General features: G+C 57.8%; 23 protein-coding genes. 5 read left to right on the top strand and 18 right to left on the bottom strand.

Features of this window, described 5'->3' with window-relative positions; genetic code table 11:
* From HZU72_RS15075 to def, 5 genes are all read right to left on the bottom strand, one after another.
* On the bottom strand, window positions 1-332 hold a 332-nt coding region (locus HZU72_RS15075), incomplete at its 3' end, for an NAD-binding protein (protein ID WP_180093486.1).
* A 196-nt stretch (window positions 333-528) separates the two neighbouring features.
* Window positions 529-735: a dodecin gene (locus HZU72_RS15070; RefSeq protein ID WP_088700538.1), complete on the bottom strand. Its 207-nt coding sequence runs from the start codon at window positions 733-735 to the stop codon at window positions 529-531.
* 49 nt (window positions 736-784) lie between these two features.
* On the bottom strand, window positions 785-2,119 hold the full coding sequence (gene rsmB / locus HZU72_RS15065) for a 16S rRNA (cytosine(967)-C(5))-methyltransferase RsmB (protein WP_180093484.1): 1,335 nt from the start codon (window positions 2,117-2,119) through the stop codon (window positions 785-787).
* Window positions 2,116-3,132 (bottom strand): methionyl-tRNA formyltransferase, encoded by a 1,017-nt coding sequence (gene fmt / locus HZU72_RS15060; RefSeq protein WP_180093482.1) that lies wholly within the window; start codon window positions 3,130-3,132, stop codon window positions 2,116-2,118. Before fmt ends, rsmB begins: the two co-directional genes overlap by 4 nt.
* 35 nt (window positions 3,133-3,167) lie before the next feature.
* Window positions 3,168-3,680, bottom strand: a complete 513-nt coding sequence (gene def / locus HZU72_RS15055) for a peptide deformylase (RefSeq protein ID WP_180093480.1) — start codon at window positions 3,678-3,680, stop codon at window positions 3,168-3,170.
* 222 nt (window positions 3,681-3,902) lie between these two features.
* Between def and HZU72_RS15050 the strand changes: the two genes are divergently transcribed.
* From HZU72_RS15050 to aroE, 5 genes are all read left to right on the top strand, one after another.
* On the top strand, window positions 3,903-4,748 hold the full coding sequence (locus HZU72_RS15050; RefSeq protein ID WP_180093478.1) for a peptidoglycan-binding protein: 846 nt from the start codon (window positions 3,903-3,905) through the stop codon (window positions 4,746-4,748).
* Between the two features lie 39 nt (window positions 4,749-4,787).
* Entirely contained in the window at window positions 4,788-5,912 is a 1,125-nt protein-coding gene (dprA, locus tag HZU72_RS15045) for a DNA-processing protein DprA (protein ID WP_180093476.1), read from the top strand.
* A gap of 43 nt (window positions 5,913-5,955) precedes the next feature.
* On the top strand, window positions 5,956-6,513 hold the full coding sequence (gene tsaC / locus HZU72_RS15040; protein ID WP_180093468.1) for an L-threonylcarbamoyladenylate synthase type 1 TsaC: 558 nt from the start codon (window positions 5,956-5,958) through the stop codon (window positions 6,511-6,513).
* Between the two features lie 95 nt (window positions 6,514-6,608).
* Entirely contained in the window at window positions 6,609-7,562 is a 954-nt protein-coding gene (hemF, locus tag HZU72_RS15035; protein ID WP_180093466.1) for an oxygen-dependent coproporphyrinogen oxidase, read from the top strand.
* Window positions 7,559-8,380: a shikimate dehydrogenase gene (gene aroE, locus HZU72_RS15030; RefSeq protein WP_180093464.1), complete on the top strand. Its 822-nt coding sequence runs from the start codon at window positions 7,559-7,561 to the stop codon at window positions 8,378-8,380. Before hemF ends, aroE begins: the two co-directional genes overlap by 4 nt.
* Window positions 8,381-8,462: 82 nt before the next feature.
* On the opposite strand, the gene HZU72_RS15025 is transcribed toward aroE, so the two are convergent.
* From HZU72_RS15025 to HZU72_RS14965, 13 genes are all read right to left on the bottom strand, one after another.
* Entirely contained in the window at window positions 8,463-8,723 is a 261-nt protein-coding gene (locus tag HZU72_RS15025; protein ID WP_180093462.1) for a hypothetical protein, read from the bottom strand.
* Window positions 8,724-8,740: 17 nt separating this feature from the next.
* The gene (locus tag HZU72_RS15020; RefSeq protein ID WP_180093460.1) at window positions 8,741-9,544 is read right to left on the bottom strand and encodes a M48 family metallopeptidase; all 804 of its coding nucleotides are present in this window, start codon (window positions 9,542-9,544) and stop codon (window positions 8,741-8,743) included.
* A 177-nt stretch (window positions 9,545-9,721) separates the two neighbouring features.
* Window positions 9,722-10,336, bottom strand: a complete 615-nt coding sequence (locus HZU72_RS15015; protein ID WP_180093458.1) for a hypothetical protein — start codon at window positions 10,334-10,336, stop codon at window positions 9,722-9,724.
* A 221-nt stretch (window positions 10,337-10,557) separates the two neighbouring features.
* Window positions 10,558-11,961, bottom strand: a complete 1,404-nt coding sequence (der, locus tag HZU72_RS15010) for a ribosome biogenesis GTPase Der (RefSeq protein ID WP_022520083.1) — start codon at window positions 11,959-11,961, stop codon at window positions 10,558-10,560.
* Complete coding sequence (bamB, locus tag HZU72_RS15005) at window positions 11,958-13,127, bottom strand: outer membrane protein assembly factor BamB (RefSeq protein WP_180093456.1); 1,170 nt, start codon at window positions 13,125-13,127, stop codon at window positions 11,958-11,960. The genes der and bamB overlap by 4 nt, the downstream gene beginning before the upstream one ends.
* Window positions 13,124-13,780: a YfgM family protein gene (locus HZU72_RS15000; protein WP_180093454.1), complete on the bottom strand. Its 657-nt coding sequence runs from the start codon at window positions 13,778-13,780 to the stop codon at window positions 13,124-13,126. Before HZU72_RS15000 ends, bamB begins: the two co-directional genes overlap by 4 nt.
* 67 nt (window positions 13,781-13,847) lie before the next feature.
* Window positions 13,848-15,149 (bottom strand): histidine--tRNA ligase, encoded by a 1,302-nt coding sequence (gene hisS, locus HZU72_RS14995; protein ID WP_180093452.1) that lies wholly within the window; start codon window positions 15,147-15,149, stop codon window positions 13,848-13,850.
* A gap of 61 nt (window positions 15,150-15,210) precedes the next feature.
* Entirely contained in the window at window positions 15,211-16,326 is a 1,116-nt protein-coding gene (gene ispG, locus HZU72_RS14990; protein ID WP_180093450.1) for a flavodoxin-dependent (E)-4-hydroxy-3-methylbut-2-enyl-diphosphate synthase, read from the bottom strand.
* 8 nt (window positions 16,327-16,334) lie between these two features.
* Entirely contained in the window at window positions 16,335-17,372 is a 1,038-nt protein-coding gene (locus HZU72_RS14985; protein ID WP_180093449.1) for a RodZ domain-containing protein, read from the bottom strand.
* 47 nt (window positions 17,373-17,419) lie between these two features.
* Complete coding sequence (pilW, locus tag HZU72_RS14980) at window positions 17,420-18,154, bottom strand: type IV pilus biogenesis/stability protein PilW (protein ID WP_180093447.1); 735 nt, start codon at window positions 18,152-18,154, stop codon at window positions 17,420-17,422.
* Window positions 18,155-18,296: 142 nt separating this feature from the next.
* Window positions 18,297-19,481: a dual-specificity RNA methyltransferase RlmN gene (gene rlmN, locus HZU72_RS14975; protein ID WP_180093445.1), complete on the bottom strand. Its 1,185-nt coding sequence runs from the start codon at window positions 19,479-19,481 to the stop codon at window positions 18,297-18,299.
* Window positions 19,482-19,570: 89 nt separating this feature from the next.
* Complete coding sequence (gene ndk / locus HZU72_RS14970) at window positions 19,571-19,996, bottom strand: nucleoside-diphosphate kinase (protein WP_022520077.1); 426 nt, start codon at window positions 19,994-19,996, stop codon at window positions 19,571-19,573.
* Window positions 19,997-20,226: 230 nt separating this feature from the next.
* Window positions 20,227-20,553 (bottom strand): HesB/IscA family protein, encoded by a 327-nt coding sequence (locus HZU72_RS14965; RefSeq protein ID WP_022520076.1) that lies wholly within the window; start codon window positions 20,551-20,553, stop codon window positions 20,227-20,229.
* Window positions 20,554-20,558 lie beyond the last annotated feature (5 nt).

Here is a 20,558-nt window from a genome sequence, read left to right as displayed (position 1 = left end):
AAAAGGCCTTTACGGGTCAAGTACGCCGTGGCGCGCACCCGGGCGATTTTGGTCGGGGTGCGAAACAGCGTGTGGGCGACCTGGCAGGCGATCATATTGATCTCGTCGCTGTTGGTCACGGCGATTAACATATCGGCGTCTTCGCAGCCAGCCTGACGCAACACAATCGGGTAGGAGCCCGCCCCAGTGACGGTGCGGATATCGAGTTTGGTGTGTAGGTCGCGCAGTTTTTTGGCGTCAGTGTCAACGACGGTGATGTCGTTCTCCTCGCGGGCGAGGTGTTCAGCCAGTGTGCCGCCGACCTGGCCGGCGCCGAGAATGATGATTTTCATTGCTGAGCATCGGTTCCATTAAAAGCGCCAGCGCGCGATGTCGTTAAGGCCTTTTTTTAAGACTATGTTTTTAAGACTATGTTTTTAAAATCATGTCTTTAAGAACATGCCGTTAAGGCCAGGCAACGGTCTATCATGCGCTGCAATAAAGACGGCGGCCAGTGTAAACCAGCCGCCGTCGAAAAGCAGGTGAGGATTACTCTAGCGTAAAGCCAACTTTAACCGTGACCTGCCAGTGGGCCACTTGGCCATCTTCAATATGACCACGGGTATCGACTACTTCCAGCCAGCGCATGTGGTTAATAGTTTCAGACGCCTTGGCCAGGGCGTTCTGAACCGCTTCCTCAATGCCCTTCTCGGAAGAGCCGGTCAGTTCTACGTGCTTATAAGTATGATGACTCATAGTACCTCCTTCCTTGTCATAAATTCACTGCCCTGGCATCAGTGGGCGCTTAGGCAGTGCGCTTCTCTAGTCTGGCATAAAAAAAGCCATCGTGACTGTTCTGGGCCGGAAACAGCTGGCGACCCGCGCCGCTGGAAATGCCCCAGGCAACATCGGTAGGCGTGGTGACATGGGCGTCAGGGGTACGGGTGAGAAACGCTTCAATCTGCTCACTGTTCTCTTCCGGCAGCACCGAGCAGGTGGCGTAGAGCAGGGTGCCGCCTTCGCGCAGCATCGGCCAAAGGTTGTCTAACAGCTGGCGTTGAAGCTTGGCCAGCGGCCGGATATCGTCTTTGCGCCGCAGCTTCTTGATATCCGGGTGACGTCGGATAACGCCGGTGCCAGAGCAAGGGGCGTCGAGCAGGATGGCATCAAACGGCGTGCCGCTCCACCAGTCGCGCTCGGTCGCATCGGCGTGCTGGAGAATGGCCTCTACGCCTAGTCGGCTAAGGGTATCTTCCACCCGTGCCAGGCGCTGGTTATCGCTATCGATCGCGGTAAGGTTGATGTTGAACAGTTCGAGCAAATGGGCCGTTTTGCCACCGGGGGCGCAGCAAGCATCCAATACATGTGCGCCTGGCCGTGGCGCAAGCACGGGCCCCAGCAGTACCGCCGACAGTTGAGCGGCCTCGTCCTGAACGCTGACATGTCCCTCTACGAAGCCAGGCAGCGTCGTGACATCGCAGGGTGTTTCCAGCGTGATGGCGTCTGGGGCGTGGGGGCACAGGTGACCACTCAACCCCTGCTCGGTCAACTGCGACAGGTAAGCTTCACGATCGTTGTGGTGCTGATTCACTCTCAACGTCATCGGGCCTGAATGGTTGTTGGCTTCGACAATCGCCCGCCACTGCTCTGGCCATGCCTGGCGCAAGGCGTTAAGCAGCCAGGGCGGATGCTCTAACGCAACGCTCTCATCACGGTCTACCTGGGCTTGGAGCGCCTCGGATTCGCGCTGCAAGCGCCGCAAACAGCCATTTAAGACGCGGGTGGCCCACTCCTTATTCAGCAAGCGCGCAGCGCCCGCGGTTTCACCTACTGCCGCGTGGGCGGGAATACGCATGTACAGTAACTGATAAATACCCAGCAGCAGCAGCGCCTGAACATCGCTATCGCGCTTTTTAAACGGTTGCTTAAGCAACACGCCTGCTAACGCTTCCAGACGTGGTAAGCGGCGGCAGGTGCCAAAGGAGAGCTCTTTGAGGAGTCCGCGGTCACGAGCCACCACGCTGTGCTCATCCAGCCCCGCCAGTGAGCCTTGGTCGCTGAGCACCGGGGCCAGCGCGCGGGCCGCAGCAGCGCGGACTTCCTGACCACTGCCGCCTTGGGGGGAGCGCTTTTGGCTCATGGTGTTTCTCCTTCGCTGGCCTGAGCCGCTGGTTTACCAAGACGAGTGTCAAAACGAGCACCAAGGCGGGTGCCGGTAGCAAGGCGCGCGTGGCGCGCATTCAGTAAGTCTCGCACGGGCATAGCTTTACCGCCGGGCAACTGTGCGCTGGTCACACAAAGTACCTCGCGGCCGTTTTCCCCACAGGCAATCCGCAGGTGATCGTCGCCGTGGTCTAGTAGCGTGCCAGGCTCGCAGGGTGATTGCTTGCCCTCTTCTACGTTCGCCATTAGCAGCCGCAGGCGATCATCGCCTAATGCGCACCAGGCCACCGGCCAGGGGTTAAAGGCGCGAATCTTGCTGGCTAACTGCTGAGCGGGCTGGGCAAAGTCGAGCTCGGCTTCCGCTTTGCTCAGCTTTGCGGCATAGGTGACGCCTTCCTCGGGCTGAGGTGTGGCCTGCGCGGTGTCGGTGGCCAGGGCATCCAGCGTGTTGATCAACGCATTGGCGCCTTGAATCGCGAGGCGGTCGTGCAAATCGCCGCCGGTGGTGCGGCCCGTAATGGGTGTGCGCACTTCCGTGAGCATTGCCCCGGTGTCCAGGCCAGCGTCCATCTGCATGATAGTTACACCCGATACACTATCACCCGCTTCGATCGCCCGCTGTATAGGGGCAGCGCCGCGCCAGCGGGGCAGCAGCGAAGCGTGAACGTTAACGCAGCCGAGACGCGGTATGTCTAACACGGCCTGGGGAAGCAGTAGTCCATAGGCCACAACGACCATAATGTCGGCATTGAGCGCGGCCAGCTCGGCTTGAGCCTCGGGTTGCTTTAACGTCTGAGGCTGATAGACAGGCAGGCTGTGTTCCAGAGCCAGCTGTTTGACCGGGCTGGGCGTTAGCTTACGGCCGCGACCAGCAGGGCGATCGGGTTGGGTATACACCGCCACAACCTCGTGCTGGCTTTCCAGCAGCGCGGCAAGGCTAGAGGCGGCGAATTCAGGCGTGCCAGCAAAAACAACGCGCAATCGTGACATATAAAGAGGGCTACCCGGCTTGAATGAGAGAAGTGTTAGGCGTCCTGCATCTGCTTGTGGCGTTTCTGCATTTTCTTGCGGATACGGTCGCGCTTTAGCGGCGACAAGTAGTCAACAAACAGCACGCCCTCAAGGTGGTCGTACTCGTGCTGAATACAGTGTGCCAGCAGACCCTCTGCCTCTAACTCATAGGCCTCGCCATTACGATCCAGCGCGTTGAGCTGCACCTTAAGAAAGCGCGGCACTTCGGCGTAGTGCTCGGGAATCGACAGGCAGCCCTCCGAAAGCAGATCTTTTTCATCGCCAATGGGTGTATAGCGCGGGTTGATGAGCACCAGCGGCTGGGAGTTATCGTCGCTGATATCCATGACGACAACACGCCGATGGACATCGATCTGGGTCGCGGCTAGACCGATACCACGGGCGTCATACATGGTCTCCAGCATATCGTCGACGAGCTGGCGTACCTCATCGTCGACGGTTTCCACCGGAGCAGCCTTGGTGCGCAGGCGCTCATCGGGGAATTCAAGAATAGGAAGTTTGGCCATGGCGTTACAATCACCGTTATGCTGAGTCTAAATTAAGTCAAGCTAGGTAGTGACGAGCGTCTTCTAACCTAGGTACTTTATGATGGGTCACTATATCATGCTGTCAACGTTTCTGGGCATGGGCGCCCAATACGCACTGGGTTTCAGCAGCAACATAATGACTGCGCTTATGCAGCGCTTCGATATGGATCTAAGAGTGATGCATTTTATTGGGAGAGCAGGATGGCGGCAAAACAACACGCCTACCGGAGGGCTTTAGGTGGTTTGCTGCTGAGTGCAGTGGTGCTGGTGAGTATCGATGTCACCGCTTGGGAGCGTGATCAGAAAGTGATTAAACTTTCGCCTCAGGTGCGTACCTTACCCCACCGTGAAGCGAACGAGCCCATCGCCTTGGAGGAAGCGCGAGCCTTTCTGCGCGAACACCGCGTCGTCGATGATGCCGAGGCGTTGCAGGAACTGGCTTACGTAGTGGCGGGAGATGATCGCCGCTTGATCAGCGGAGCGGGAGATAGGTTATACGTGCGTGGTGATGTGCCACGCTATGATCAGGTGGGTATCTATCGGCAGTCGGAGCCCTACCTGGCAATGGATGGCACGCCGCTGGGTATAGAGCTGATCAACGTGGGCATCGCTCGCCACGTCAGCAGTGAAGGCGATATTGCGCAGCTTGACGTCGTTAGCTCCCATCAGGAAGTGCGGGTTAACGATATTGTATTGCCCTTGGAGGAGCTTGAGCTGAGCCGTGAGTTTATGCCCCGCGTGCCGCTCAATGCGGTTGAAGGTCATGTTATTGCCGTGCCAGGTGGTGTGCGCTTTATTGGCCGTTTTCAGATCGTTGCGCTGGACCTCGGCACCCTGGATGGTTTACAGGCGGGTCATGTGCTGCGAGCCAATCAGCAGGGTGAGCTGATCAACGACCCACGTACCCAGGAGCTAGTGCAACTGCCCAGCACCGAGGCGGGCAGTGTGATGGTATTCAAGCCCTATGATCGCATCAGCTATGCCTTGGTGACGCAGGCGTCCCGGATGCTGGAATTGGGCGATGAGGTTGGGTCAGCGACGAACTAGCGGCCGGTAAATAAAGACGTTTAAATATAGGAGAGGAGTATGGACGACCAGGCGTGGCTGGTGGTCAATGCGTTGCCGGGTATGGGGGCGCTGCGAATCGCGCAATTATTAGCCCGTCAGCCGCAATGGCCGGAAGGCTGGCTGGCAGCACTGCCGAGCCGTGCTGCCAGCGAGTTGCGCCTGTGGCTTGAGCATCCCACGCGCAGCCCGCTGCAAAATGTGGTTGCTCAAACCCTGGCGTGGCAGCGAAGCGGCCCAAGTCGCCACGTACTGCATCGAGATCACCCCGCTTGGCCTGCACTGTTAAATGAATTGCCCGACCCGCCCGTGGTGCTCTGGGCCCAGGGGGATCTTAGCGCCCTGGAGGGCCCCAAACTTGCCATGGTAGGCACCCGACGCCCCACCGGCGAAGGCACCCATAACGCCCAAACCTTTGCTCGCGATCTAGCCCGCCGAGGTTGGTGCGTGGTTAGCGGTATGGCCTTGGGCGTTGATGGCGTTGCCCAACGCGCAGCGCTAAATGCCGGTGGTCGCACGATCGCTGTGCTCGGCTGCGGCGTGGATGTGATCTATCCCGCCTCCCACCGTGATCTTCATGAACAGCTTAGCTGTCTACCCGGTGGTCTGGTGGTGTCAGAACATCCGCCAGGTACCCTGGCCCGCCCGGCGTTTTTCCCGCGGCGCAACCGAATCGTTACCGGCCTCTCGCTCGGTACCCTAGTGGTCGAAGCCACCGAAAAAAGCGGCTCGCTGGTCAGTGCACGGCTTACTTTAGAGCAAAATCGCGAGCTGTTTGTGCTGCCCGGTTCGCTACACAATGTACAGGCCTGTGGCTGCTTGACACTACTGCGTCAGGGCAGTGCGCACCTTGCCTGTAGCGTCGACGATATCATCGCCGATCTTGGCCACTGGGCGGAGGCGTTTATCCCACCCGCGACGGGAGAACAGCTATCTGAGCAAGAACCGCTATCTGATAGCTTGTCTGACAATAGCTTGCCCGATTCCTTATTAGCGTCATTATCGGCCACGCCGACGCCTATTGATCTCTTGGTGCACGCCACCGGTGTGACGGTCAGTGACTGCCAGCAGCGCCTACTGATGCTGGAGTTAGAAGGCTGGGTTGCACAGCAGGCGGGAGGCTGGGTGCGGTTGCCGCGGCCATGATAGGATAAAGCCATTAAAGGCCTGTTAGCCGTGAGGAGAGAGCATGAGTTTGGCGACCGATCTAGCCCCTGCGATTAGCGCGCTGCGTAGTGGGGGAGTGATTGCCTGTCCCACTGAAGCAGTTTGGGGGCTCAGCTGTGACCCCGAAAACGACGAAGCCTTAGCCCATCTAATGCGCATGAAAGAGCGCGATCCTGCCAAGGGCGTCATCCTTGTTGCTGCCAATATTGGCCAGTTCCAACCCTGGTTGAGCCAGCTCCCATTAGCGATGCATGCTCCTCTTGCGGCAAGCTGGCCGGGGCCCAATACCTGGCTAGTGCCTGATTATGGCCGCAGCCATGGGCTGGTGCGTGGCGCCCACGAGCGCGTAGCGCTGCGGGTGACCGACCACCCGGTGATGAAAGCCCTGTGCGAAGCCTTTGGTGGTCCGTTGGTATCAACCTCGGCCAACCGTTCGGGGGAACCGCCCGCGATGAGCGCGGCTGAGATTACTGACATCTTTGCTGATGAAGTGGCCTATGTAGTGCAAGGCGAGCTGGGGGGCAATGCCAAACCCAGCACCATTAGAGACCTAGCCACCGGTAAAATCATGCGTTCTTAACCGGCTCTCAAACTATTCTCCATTCACTATTCACTATTCACTATTCACTATTCACCACTCACCCATTACTTCTCACCAATGCCCCAGGAGTTACCGTGGCTCACGAGCACCTTGATGACGTTAAACGCTACCTTCTTGATCTGCAGGATCGGCTCTGCGCCGGATTGGCGAAAGCCGATGGCGCTGCCCAGTTCCAAGAAGATAGCTGGGAGCGTGCAGAGGGCGGTGGTGGTCGATCACGGGTGATGACCCATGGCGGCGTATTTGAAAAGGGCGGCGTCAACTTCTCCCATGTCTATGGCACCCAACTGCCGCCTTCAGCCACCGCCGCGCGCCCTGAACTGGCTGGTCGCAGCTTCCACGCGGTGGGCGTCTCCTGGGTGCTGCACCCGGAAAGCCCCCATGTACCCACCACCCATGGCAACGTGCGCTTTTTTATTGCCGAGAAAGTCGGCGAGCCGCCGGTGTGGTGGTTTGGCGGCGGTTTTGACTTAACGCCGTTTTATCCCGTGATGGAAGACGTGGTGCACTGGCACCGGGTGGCAAAAGCCGCCTGCGACCCCTTTGGCGACGATGTTTATGCGCGCTATAAGGCCTGGTGCGACGAGTACTTCTACCTCAAGCACCGCGATGAAACCCGCGGCGTCGGCGGGCTGTTTTTCGATGACCTGAACGAAGGTGAGTTTGCCGACTGTTTTGCCGTTCAGCGTGCGGTGGGCGACAGCTTCTTGGCGGCTTATTTGCCCATCGTTGAGCGCCGTAAAAATGACACCTGGGGCGAGCGGGAGCGCGACTTCCAGCTTTACCGCCGTGGCCGCTACGTGGAGTTCAACCTGGTGTGGGATCGCGGCACGCTGTTTGGCTTACAGAGCGGCGGGCGCACGGAGTCAATTTTGATGTCGATGCCGCCAATGGTGCGCTGGGAGTACGCCTTTGAGCCAGAGCCCGGCAGTCCCGAAGCGCGTTTGCAGGATTTCTTATACCCCCGCGACTGGCTTGGCGAATTCGCTGAGGATGCAGGTCAAGGAAAAAGCGGAGAGCTCTCATGACCGATCGCTACTGCGTGTTTGGCAACCCGGTCAAACACTCCAAATCCCCGCAGATCCACGCTGAGTTTGCCCATCAAACGCAACAAGCCCTTGAGTACACCGCTGAAGAAGCACCGGTGGATGGCTTTGCCGGTGCCTGGCGGGCGTTTATCGACGTGGGCGGGCGTGGTGCCAACGTTACCGTGCCGTTCAAGGGCGATGCCTTCGCGCTGTGCGACATCTTGAGCCACCGCGCCCGTCGTGCAGGGGCCGTGAATACGCTGATCCTGGGTAGCAATGGCCGTACCTACGGCGATACTACCGATGGCATTGGCCTAGTGCGCGATTTGGCCTATCACCGCGTGGCGTTAGCAGACAAGCGTATTTTGGTGGTAGGTGCTGGTGGCGCCGTGCGCGGCATTCTTGAGCCCCTGCTTGCCGAGCAGCCCTGTGAAATCGTTGTGGTCAACCGCACCGCTGGCAAAGCTGAGCAGTTGGCCAGCGATTTTACTGATCTGGGGCCTGTCACTGGAGGTGGTTTTGACACGTTTGACGGTACTTTCGATGTGGTGATTAACGGCACCAGCGCCAGCCTATCAGGCGATTTGCCGCCGTTACCTGATACGTTGTTCAATACCAATGCCTGGGCCTACGACATGATGTACGGGACCGAGCCGACGGTGTTTTTACAATGGGCAGGCCCGCGTGGCGCGAAGCTACTCGACGGTTTGGGCATGCTGGTCGAGCAGGCCGCTGAGTCGTTCTTTCTGTGGCGCAATGTGCGCCCTGAAACCGCGTCCGTGCGCGAAATGCTGCGCCAATCGCTTAATTATTCATAACCGCATCCAGCCAACGCTGCTAAAAAAAAGCGGGGCGGATAATATATCCGCCCCGCTGTTTATTGATGCCGCTAATAACGCTTCACTTAGCGCGCTTGACGTACAAACCCACTGTGCACATCACCAGCCCCACCATCGATAGCAGCATGCTGCCATTGACTAACAGCGGCGAGCGCTCCAGCCAGGAGACAAAAGGTTGCGGGGTGTCTCTACAGGCACTCTCGATATAGTCCCAATGGCCGCCATCGAGCTGGCACGCGCGTACGTCGTTTAGCTCCCAGAAATACACGCCCATCAGCACAAACAGCGGCAGTACCAGTAGCAGTAATCCCAGCTTAATCATTTAAACCTCAAGAGCCGTTAAGGACGCGGGCAGTTGGGTGTACGACCATTACTGCGAGCCTGCTCGTACAGGGCAAGTGCTTGATCCATATTGCCCTGCAGCCCTTGAATGCGCTGACCTTGGCCAGGGTGAGTCGACATCCACTCGGGGGGCGCACCGCCACCTGTGGCCGCCTGCATATTTTCCCAAAGGGTCACGCTATCACGGGGATCGAAACCGGATTGAGCCATGAGATCCAGGCCAATCACGTCAGCTTCGCTCTCATGAGCCCGGGAGAACGGCAGTACGATGCCGTACTGAGCGCCCATGCCGAGCACGCCCATGAGTTGCTGGCCACCGGCAGACTGCATGCCAGAGGTGCTGGAAATAACCGACAGGCCTAATGAGGTGGCGCTCTCGGTTGAGGCACGCTCATTGGCATGGTTGGCCAGTACGTGACCAATTTCGTGACCGATAACGGAAGCAAGCTGATCCTGGGTCGTGGCAATATCCAGCATGCCGGTATTCACGCCCATATAACCGCCGGGAAGCGCGAACGCGTTGGGCTGCTCGGACTCAAATACGCGGATTTGCCAGTCTAGCTGCCGCTGTTCAGCGGGGAGTTCCGCCACGATGGCATCAGCAATACACTGCACATAGCGCTGACTAGCTTGACCAGCGCTGGGAAGCTCCTGCTGATATTGAGAAAATGCCTGACGGCCCATCTCATTGAGTTCACCATCAGAGAGCAACAGCAGTTGCGAGCGTCCGGTGGGCGAGGTGGTACAAGCGGCGATAGACGCACATAGTGCGGTAACAGCGAGAGGGCGAAGCCAGCGCATGAGACGGTTTCCTTATAGACGAATGGTTTTCCTGCACACAAGATAACCGCTGTTAGCAGTAAATCAATCCCCCATCATAACCCACCTAGAGATTGAGCATGGATGCTGAATTGACTACCCCCTCTGAACCAAGGCTAGGCCGCATACGATTGGCTGCAAGCTCCTAGACATAAACCCTCAGCGCTGGGGTACTAGCTGCCCATCGGCACCTACGTTTAAGCGAATTGTCGGCGTTAATAATCCTGACGGTAGTTTCATACCCAGTCCGTGTAGGTCCCCAGGCGTGATGGCCAGTTGACTGCCAGGCGGCAGTTCGCCTTGAGATGCCAACTGGCTGGCAAGTTCCAGCATGGGAGTCAGGCGTTGGGTGTCGGTGGCGAGGACATCAAAGGCAACCGGTAGGCGTAAATTAGCATCGCCGCCGGAAGTGAGCGTGACATCCTGTTCATAATTACCCTGCACAGGGTCAATGCCAGGCATATCCAGCGCCCAGCGAAAGCCCGACATCTCCACCGGTGGCATGCCCGCAGGTAAGCCAAGCCCCATGGCAATGGTGGCCTGAACGGGCAGGCTACCGGCACCAAGGCTAGACGCAATCAGGCTGGTTAAATCGCTGGCATCCAGGCCCGCATTGATGCTGTAAGGGCCAATGCGAACATCTTCTACTCCCAGTGAGGTTACTGCCAAACGAAATGCAAACAGGCCGGTTTGGGGGAGGGCGAGACAGCCCGTGAGTAGGCTGGCAACGCCAAACAAGGTCAGCCAGCGCCAGTAGCGAGCAATATAGAGCATAAGAGTCCCCTTAAGTAGGACGTAAGCAGTGGGGTAACGACGCTAAGTGTAAGGTGCTGATGCAAGCTTGTTAGCTTCGGGCTAATAAGCGCGGCTATTGGAGGGCTGCAGCCATTTTCTGTCAAGAGAATTTGCGTGTTCAGGCGTCTATTTAAGGCTAGAACCAAAACGCCCGCTTGACGGTGCAAACGGGCGAATTCAAAGAGCAGCTAATAAAGCGTTTAACGACGGCTTTTGCGCGCCTCTTTGGTGCGATTAAGCTCGCGCTTTTTAGCTTTCTCTTTGTCGCTGGCACCTGCCATGTCATCGAACGGGTTACTGCCCGAGCGAAACTCAAAGCGAATCGGCGTGCCGCGCACCTTGAGTACCTTGCGGAAGGTGTTGGTCAAATAGCGACGATAGGCTTCTGGCAACGCCTCGGTTTGGTTGCCGTGGACGACGATAATCGGCGGATTGCTGCCACCTTGGTGAGCCATACGCAGTTTAATGCGTCGACCGTGCACCATCGGCGGCGGGTTTTGGCTTACCGCGTCCTGTAGCAGGGTAGTGAGGCGGTTGGTCGACCAGTGGGCGTTAGCGGCGTCAAAGGCGCGATCAATCGAGGGGTAGAGATCCCCTACCGCCGTGCCGTGTAGAGCAGAGATAAAGTGCAGCTCGGCGTAATCCGCAAAACCAAGGCGGCGCTTCACTTCAGTGCGCATTTTATCCTTGGCTTCGGTCTCCAGGCCGTCCCACTTGTTGACTGCCAGCACCAGGGCGCGCCCGGTGGTCAACACATAGTCAAGCAGGTGCAAGTCCTGCTCCACCAAGCCGCTGGAGCCATCCAGAACCATGATCACTACATGGGACTCTTTGATCGCATCCAGGGTCTTGATGATGGAGAATTTCTCGGCAATTTCGCGCACGTTCTTGCGCCGCCGGATACCTGCGGTATCAATCAGTACATAGGGCTTGCCGCGGCGCTCGAAGGGAATCTCGATGGCATCGCGGGTAGTGCCTGCCTCATCAAACACGACGACCCGATCTTCACCGAGCAGGCGATTAACCAGGGTCGATTTACCCACGTTCGGGCGGCCAATCACGCCGATGCGAACGCCTTTGCTACCGGTGTCCGCGGGAATGCTGGCATCGCGCTCCGGAAACGGTTCGAGTACCACATCAATCAGGGTGGAAACGTTGCGCCCGTGGGCGGCAGCAATTGGCCAGGGGTCGCCTAGGCCGAGCGACCAAAAGTCGCCCATTGCCGAATGCTCTTCTAATCCATCGGTTTTATTCACCACCAGCCAGGTTTTTTTCTGGTTAACCCGCAGGTGGTTGGCAATCGCCTGGTCAGCGGCGATAAGGCCGGCGCGAGCGTCGACCATAAACAGCACTATATCGGCTTCATCAATGGCAGCAAGCGACTGCTCTGCCATGGCGGCATCGATACCTTCTTCATCACCGCTGATACCACCGGTATCAATCACGGTATATACCTTATCGCCCAGCATGCCGTTGCCGTACTTGCGGTCGCGGGTGAGGCCAGGAAAGTCGGCCACCAGTGCATCACGCGAGCGCGTTAGGCGGTTAAACAGCGTCGATTTGCCCACATTAGGGCGACCGACTAAAGCAATGACGGGTGTCATGGAGTTACTTCCAGGGTTTCCAGGCGACCATTGTTGGCCTGGACATGAATGGTGCTGCCTTCAGTGACCGGGCGTACGCTGATGCCCGAGCTGTGCACGCGAGTGCGACCCACGATATCGCCTTCGCGAGCGTCGATCAGGTGAAGATAACCTTCAAAATCGCCGAACACTAAACGGCCGTCGGCGAAGGCGGGGGCGGTCAACCAACGATCTTCTAAATCGTCGTTGCGCCAAATTTCGCGGCCGTTGTTAGCGTCGAGGGCGACGACTTGGCTGTCATCGGTGACCACAAACAGGAAGTCGCCGACCAGAATCGGGGTATGGCGGCTGGAGAGATCCGCTTCCCAAAGCACGTCGCCTTGGGTTGCTTCCAGCGCCACCACACGGCCGTTATAGCTGGTCACAAACAGGCGGCCATCGGGGCTGATGATCGGCTGGCCGGAAAGGTCGACCAGGCGTTCCACTTCGCTACGCCCTTGGGGGGTGGCAATCTGCATTTCCCATAGCGGCTGGCCACTGCGGTTATCCAGCGTGGCCAGGCGGCCATTGGCCAGGCCAACAAAGCTGACTGGATCAATGACCATCGGTGTGCCGGTACCGCGCAGGGTGAGTGACGGCTGCGAACTGGTGTATACCCAGCGCTCTTCACCAGTGGCGCGATCCAAGGCAGTCACACGGCCATCGACACTTTGCACGACCAGCAGTTGCTGGTTGGCCTGGGGCGCGGCAAGCACTTCGCTGGATACCCGTGAGCGCCATTCTTCGCTGCCGTCACGTTGATCCAACGCAATCACTTCGCCGTTACCGGTGGCCAGATAAACCTGACCGGCAATTGCCGTTAGCGCGCTGGAAATAGGAGTATCAAGGTCGATTTCCCACTCGACGTCGCCGCTATTGGCATCCATCGCCATCACCACGCCCTCGACATCGGCCGCAAACACGGTGTCGCCTTCACGGGAAGGCGCGATGGGGTAACGGGCATGGCCCAGACCATCGCCCACGTTGCGCCGCCACTGAGTTTCCAGCGAGGAGGTCTCGTCGAAACTACGCAGCTCTTTGGGGGTATAAGCAGGCTCGCCTTTACTCGCGCAACCGACCAGCAGTGCCAGCGACAGCGCGCCTAAGCTAGCGCGTACTAGCTGTTTCGTTGGGATACCAAAAGTCATTGTGTCGCCTCCTCAGCGCCGAGATCGTCAAGCTTGAACTGCACGCCGTAAAGCGGCTGGTCTTTGGTTTGAGACACTTCTAGAGCGGTTTCCCAGGCATCGCGGGCCGCCTCGGTGTCGCCTTGGGCGGCGAACGCATCGCCGCGCACATTCGCTCTTTGTGCCGCTAGCGCATCACTAATCGGCTCGTCTAACAGCGCATGCGCCTGCTTAGGGTTACCGTCGGCAAGCTCGATACGGGCTAAGCGAAGCCACGCCAAGCTTTGCACATAGCGGCGCGAGGAGTCGGCTGCGCTTTCCAGTGCGGTGCGTGCTGCTTCCAAGTCGCCTTGCTGAACAGCCAAGCGGGCGTCGAGCAGCAGGGCGAGTTCGGCGTAGAGCGTATCGCCATGCTCGTCGGTCAGTTCGCTGACCATTTCCCGCGCGCTTGCTAGTTGCTCTTCTTCAAGCTCGTTGCCAGCGGTCATATTGACTAACTGCTGATAGCGCATGGAGGCCGCTTCAGCTTGGCCTTGCTGATAGTTCTGCCAGGCATTCCAGCCGAACACCCCGGCCGCCGCCAGGACAGCGCCTGCAATCAACGACATGCCGTTCTCTTTCCACCAGCGCTTGACGGCGTCTAGCTGTTCTTCTTCGCTTCTCAGCTCCACCACGGGCGGGCTCCTTTCTTCTAAAGTCGTATGTTTAGACCGTCGCATGCAAGCAGGCAGCCTGCAGGACTTATGCGTTAGCCGTTAAAAGCTCGCCCAGCGTGCGGCCTAATGCGGCTTGAGGAATGCTTTGCTGCTCGCGGTCATCGCGCAGAAACTTGACCGTTGCCGACTGCGCCGCGATTTCATCTTCACCGATCAGTATGGCTATCGTAGCAGCGCTCTTGTCGGCTTTTTTGATTCGGCTTTTAAAGCTGCCGCCGCCGCAATGAAGCTGCAGACGCAGTTCCGGTAGCTCGCCACGCAGTTGCTCGGCCAGGGTGATCGCTGCCGTGGTGGCGGTATCATCCATGGGCAGCAAATAGACATCGCAGCCGCCAAGGGCGTTCTCAGGAATCAGTTCCAGGGTGTCGAGCAGCAGAATCAACCGCTCAATGCCCATGGCAAAGCCCACCGCTGGGGTAGGCTTGCCGCCCAGCTGTTCGACCAGGCCGTCGTAGCGTCCGCCTGCACACACGGTGCCCTGGCTGCCCAGCGCAGTCGTGGTCCACTCGAACACGGTGCGGCAGTAGTAGTCGAGCCCGCGCACTAAGCGTGGGTTGATTACATAGCCAATGCCTGCTGCTTCAAGCATCTTGGTGAGCTGCTCAAAGTGTTCCTGGGATTCGGCATCCAGGTGATCCATCAACTGTGGCGCGCCGTCGAGCATCTCCGCCATGGCCGGGTTTTTGGAGTCGAGAATACGCAGCGGGTTGCTGGTCAAGCGCCGCTTGGAGTCTTCATCGAGAGCGTCTAGGTGCTGCTCAAAGTAGGCCACCAGCGTATCTCGGTAAGCTGCCCGGGCCTCAGATGAACCTAGCGAGTTTAGCTCCAGGGTGACGTGCTCCATTAGCCCGAGTTCTTGCCACAGGCGCGCCGAAAGCAGGATCACCTCGGCGTCGATATCCGGGCCATCAAAACCGAAAGTCTCTACGCCGATCTGGTGGAACTGGCGATAACGGCCTTTTTGCGGGCGCTCATAGCGAAACATCGGCCCCTGGTACCACAACCGCTGGGTTTGGTTATACAGCAGGCCGTGCTCCATGGCCGCGCGCACGCAGCTGGCGGTGCCTTCGGGGCGCAGGGTCAAACTCTCGCTGTTGCGATCGTCGAAGGTGTACATCTCTTTTTCGACGATATCGGTAACTTCACCGATAGAGCGTGCAAACAGCGCGGTTTGCTCAACGATAGGCGTGCGGATTTCATTAAAGCCGTAACGCAGCATTAGCTGGCGTACTTTAGCTTCAAAAAATTGCCAGCGTGGGCTATCGCTGGGCAGTAGGTCGTTCATACCACGAATGGCTTGAATTTTTTTAACGGCGGACTTGCTCAAAGAAAACTCCTTATTCTGCCATCAGGCGTGGCTCACCCAGGCTGGCAGCCAGCCCCAGCGGTTAAACGCTGCGGGCAATCATATCGTCTTGCTGCTGCTGTTTTTCGCGCACTTTTTCGCGAATCAGCTGCTCCAGGTCATCTACCAAGTGATCGTTGCGCAGCTTGCTGGCGGGCTTGCCGTCGATATACACCAGGTTGGCGGGGCTACCGCCGGTCAGGCCGATATCGGTCTCTTTGGCTTCGCCGGGGCCATTGACCACGCAGCCGATCACCGAGACGTTGAGCGGTGTCATTACGTCTTCCAGCCGCTCTTCAAGCTGGTTCATGGTGCTAATAACGTCAAAGTTCTGACGCGAGCAGCTGGGGCAGGCAATAAAGTTGATGCCTTTCGAGCGCAGCTTGAGGCTGCGGAGCATATCAAATCCGACCTTGATCTCTTCCACCGGGTCTGCCGCCAACGAGACGCGGATTGTGTCACCGATGCCGTCCATCAGCAGCATACCCAGACCAATCGATGACTTGACTGTGCCCGAGCGCAGACCACCCGCTTCGGTAATCCCTAAGTGCAGCGGCTGCTCGATGCGCGCGGCAAGGTCGCGATAGGCGGCCACGGCCATAAATACATCCGAGGCTTTGACGCTGACTTTGAAGTCGGGGAAGTCCAAGCGATCCAGGTAATCAATATGGCGCATGGCGGACTCCACCAATGCTGCTGGCGTGGGTTCGCCATACTTCTTCTGCAGGTCTTTTTCCAACGACCCTGCGTTGACGCCAATCCGGATCGGAATGCCATTATCGCGGGCCGCGCTAACCACCGCGCGGACTCGGTCTTCACGGCCGATGTTGCCTGGGTTGATGCGCAAGCAGTCCACGCCGAGTTCGGCGACGCGTAGGGCAATTTTGTAATCAAAATGGATATCGGCAACGAGCGGTACATTGACGAGTTTTTTGATCTGACCAAAGGTTTCGGCGGCGTCCATATCGGGAACTGAAACGCGTACGATATCCGCACCGGCTTTTTCCAACTGTTGGATCTGGGCCACGGTCGCGGCGACATCCAGCGTGTTGGTATTGGTCATGCTTTGAACGGCAATGGGGGCATCACCGCCCACCGCTACGTTTCCAACCTGAATCTGGCGGGAATGGCGGCGTTTTATCGGAGAAGGGGCGTGCATAAGACGGGTCACTCTCCCAAGGTGAATCGGGCAACATTGTTGGCGCCTGCGCGGGCGGGAAGATCAACTTCCTCGCCTTGGTAGCGCAGCTCAACGCCGGTGGCATTACCTACGGTTAAACGAAAAGGGGGGTCACCTTCGACGGTTGTCGAGGTACCAGGCGTTTGCAGGCCAACGAAGACGCGCTGGTTGGTGGCATCAAAAATTTCCGTCCACGATTGCTCGTTAAACGTCAGCTCGAGGACGTTGGCATTGGCGGCTTGCTCGGCAGCAGCAGTTTGTTCGCTATCAGTGTCGTTCTCTTCAACACTGCTTTGCTCAGGCTCGCTCGGCTCATTGCTATCGTCGGCGGTGTCGGCCGTATCGGTGGTGCTATCCAGTGCGGATTCGTCTAGGCCTGTAACCGCGTCAACATCAGCTTGATCGCTGGGCGCTTGTTCTTGCGCAGCTGTCGGTGAAGGCGTGACGTTGGTGGCATTGCTGGGCAGCGTCGCGCTTTCATCGCCACTGGTGAAGCTCGACCCCGCACTCTCTGTTGTCTCAGCAGGTTCACTTGTCGGCTCTGCCGGGGCGGTAGCGGTCTCTTCCGTGGAGGTTGAGCCAAAGCCTGGTGGCTCATTGCCACCCCGGCTTTGCCACCACATCACGGTGACCGCGATAAGGCCCACAATTACCAGCAACGTCACCAGCTTGAATAGCCAGGCGCCAATACGGGAGGGCGGCCTCGCCGTGGAAACGGGGGTGACTTTGCGTTCGGTGTCGCTACCGCCGCTGCGGGCTTGATAAGCCTCCAGCACCAGCCGGTCATCCATGCCCAGGTATTTAGCGTAAGAGCGCAGGTAGCCGCGTCGATAAGCGGCGACGGGAATCTCTTGGTAGTCATCCTGCTCAAGCCCTCCCACCACGGCGGGGCGCAGGTTGAGTGCCCGGGCTGCATCGGCGAGCGGAATACCAAGCTGCTCGCGCTGGCGAGCAAGAAGTTCGCCAGGAGAGGCGCTAGTGTTAGGGATATCAATGATGCTTTCTTGTGACTGTGTATCGCTCATGGCTGAGCATCCTTCATTAAATAAGCGGTGATCAGGGCGTCAATCAGTCAGTCGTTGCCAAGCAGGCGCTGGTATTCGGCGGCGGCGCTATGCTCGCCGCGTGAATGAGCGATATCAACCGCCATTCTTAGCGCTGCTTGGTTGGGCTCGGCGAGCTGTAAATAGGTTTGCAGCGGTGCCCAGGCCTGAGAGTAATTGCCCTGCGAATATTCGAGTTCAGCTAACATTAAATAGCCGCGTGAACTACGCGGATCAATACTTTGAGCGCGCACCAATCGAGCACGCGCCTTATCAAATTCTTCCAGCGCCAGGTAACACTGCCCTAAATTAGTAAATAGCTGGGCACGGTTGGCGTACTGGGCATCCTGTGATGCGGTTTCTAACTGCTCACAGGCGGCGTTTAACTGGCCCTGACTGAACAAGAACGCCGCGTAGTTGTTGCGAGCGCGGGTGACGTCAGGTTCGGCATTCACCGCCTGTTGAAAATAGTCGTTGGCAAGTGCACTTTCGCCCTGACGTTGATAAACCAGTGCCAGTGCTTGCAGCGCTTCTGCATGGTGTGGGGCAATTTCAAGTGCCCGATCCAGTGCGTTTAGAGCGCGGGGAAGATTATCGCGCTCTAAATAGGCGACGCCAAGCTGGGTATAGGCTTCTGCCGCCGCGGGGGTGGCTTGCGGTGAAAGGTGGTTGGACGAGGCACAGCCGGCAAGCCACAAGCTACCGATAAGCACGGTGAGCATGGGCACCCGCGATGGGTGTTGGCGCCTGCGGTGAGCGATCATGTAAATCCTCTTGTGGTGAACGTCCAACTGCGAATAAGGCAATACATACAAACAGCAGTGCTAATCTAAATAAAAACCGTGACCATCAAAGCGCCGTGCCAAGCGGAAGTCAAGATAAGCCCGGTTTTCTACACTCCACCCCCTAGTCCGCATCGAGCTGTACTGACTGGATATAGCGCGCGCTGCGTTTGGTGCGGTCTTTCACGCGACCAACGAGCTGGCCACAAGCAGCATCAATATCTTCACCTCGGGTTGTTCTAACCGTGGCGTTGTAGCCTAAATCATACAACCACTGCTGGAAGCGCATAACCTGATTACGCGACGGTTTTTCGTACCCAGAGTTTGGGAACGGGTTAAACGGGATCAGGTTGATCTTACACGGCAGCTCTTTAAGCAATGCAGCAAGCTGCTCGGCGTGCTCCTGCTGATCGTTGACGTCCTTGATCAGCGTGTACTCAATGGTGACCTGACGATTGTCCGGACATTTGGAAAGGTAGCGGTGGCAAGCATCCAGCAACGCGCGAATATTGTATTTACGGTTGATGGGGACCAGCTCATTGCGCAACTCGTCCGTAGACGCATGCAGCGAAATCGCCAAGCTAACGTCCATTTCATCGCCGAGTTTGTCGATCATCGGCACCACGCCTGAGGTCGACAGCGTCACGCGGCGCTTGGACAGGCCATAGCCGTTATCGTCGAGCATCAGCTTCATGGCAGGCACAACATTATCGAAGTTGAGCAACGGCTCGCCCATGCCCATCATCACTACGTTGGTCACCGGGCGGTTCGCCGTATCACGCCGCGGGCCAACGCTGCGCTGGGCGACCCATACCTGGCCGATAATTTCAGCAGCAGTTAAGTTGCGCTGAAACCCCTGCTTGCCGGTGGAGCAGAAGCTGCAGTCCAGCGAGCAGCCGACCTGGGAGGAAACGCATAGTGTGCGGCGTTTACCGTTCTCCGCCGGGATCAGTACCGTTTCTACATAGCTGCCGTCCTCCACTTCCAGCACCCACTTGCGGGTGCCGTCGCTGGAAGTGCCTTCATAAATCACCCCTGGGCCACGAATTTCTGCCAGCCGGGCCAGTTTTTCACGCAGCGCTTTGGAGAGGTTCGTCATGGCAGCAAAGTCATCGCTGCCTTCCTGGTGAATCCACTTCATTAGCTGTGCGGCACGGAACTTCTTTTCGCCGATTGACAAAAAGAAGGCTTCCATCTGCTCGCGGGACATGCCAAGCAGGTTTTGACGCTCAGGCGTCGCTTTTTCAGCAGGCTTGCTGGCGGCGTCAGTATGTGGGGCGGGCGTGTGTTGGGCTACAGTGGTGGTCATGGCGGTCAGCGTTATAGAAAGGGGCGGGGGACTAGCCCCCGCAAAATGGCCGGCAACGAAAGTTGATTCGGCGGCGCTACCTTAAAGGCTTAGCGCGGGCAGATTTCGTCGTTGCCAAAGAAGTAGCTAATTTCGCGCTCAGCGCTTTCCGGAGAATCAGAACCATGGACAGCATTGGCGTCGATTGTTTCCGCAAAATCGGCGCGAATAGTGCCGGGTGCCGCTTCTTTCGGGTTGGTCGCACCCATCAGGTCACGGTTTTTAGCGATGGCGCCTTCACCTTCAAGTACTTGAACAACCACCGGGCCAGAGGTCATGAAGCCAACCAGGTCTTTAAAGAACGGACGCTCTTTGTGCTCTGCGTAGAAACCGCCAGCCTTCTCTTCAGAGAGATGAACCATTTTGGCAGCGACGACTTTTAGGCCTGCTTTTTCGAAGCGAGCAATGATGTCACCGATGGCATTTTTGGCAACGGCGTCAGGCTTGATAATAGAAAGAGTGCGTTCAGTAGCCATGTAAATGGTCTCCTTAAAAAGGCTTAAGCAAAAAGTGCCGCCCTAGAAGGCCAGGGCGGCCCAGAAAATGATTCAGTTAATAGCGCTTCGGCAGCTAGCGTTTTTAAACGCTAATGTGTCAAAAAAGCATGCGGGCGTAACCCGGCTGCCTGCGCTTGTGTATCCAGGGGCGCGATTATAGCGCTTAAGCCGGGGGATGAATACCGGCGATGAAGCTGACCAAGCAATGCTTAGACGGTAAAGCTCTCACCGCAGCCGCACTCATCTTTGACGTTAGGGTTGTTGAAGCGGAAAAAGCGGTTCAGCCCTTCGCTGACGTAATCCACTTCGCTACCGTTAAGCATCTCTACCGCATCGGGAGCGACATAGACGCTGGCACCGTGGGCTTCAAAATGGACTTCTTCGTCGCTGACGGTGTCAGCAAAATCGAGCACGTAGCTATAGCCAGAACAGCCGCTTGGCTTGACCGAGACGCGCAAGCCGAGGCCTTGGCCGCGCTCGTCGAGCACGTGACGAATCTGTTGTGCGGCAGCCGGGGTAATATTGAGTGTTGCCATGAGGC

It is taken from the genome of Vreelandella sedimenti (assembly GCF_013416325.1).
In the GTDB taxonomy this organism is placed as follows: Bacteria; Pseudomonadota; Gammaproteobacteria; order Pseudomonadales; family Halomonadaceae; genus Vreelandella; species Vreelandella sedimenti.
Note: the sequence above shows the minus strand (reverse complement) of the source record. Positions and strands in the feature narration are given on the sequence as shown.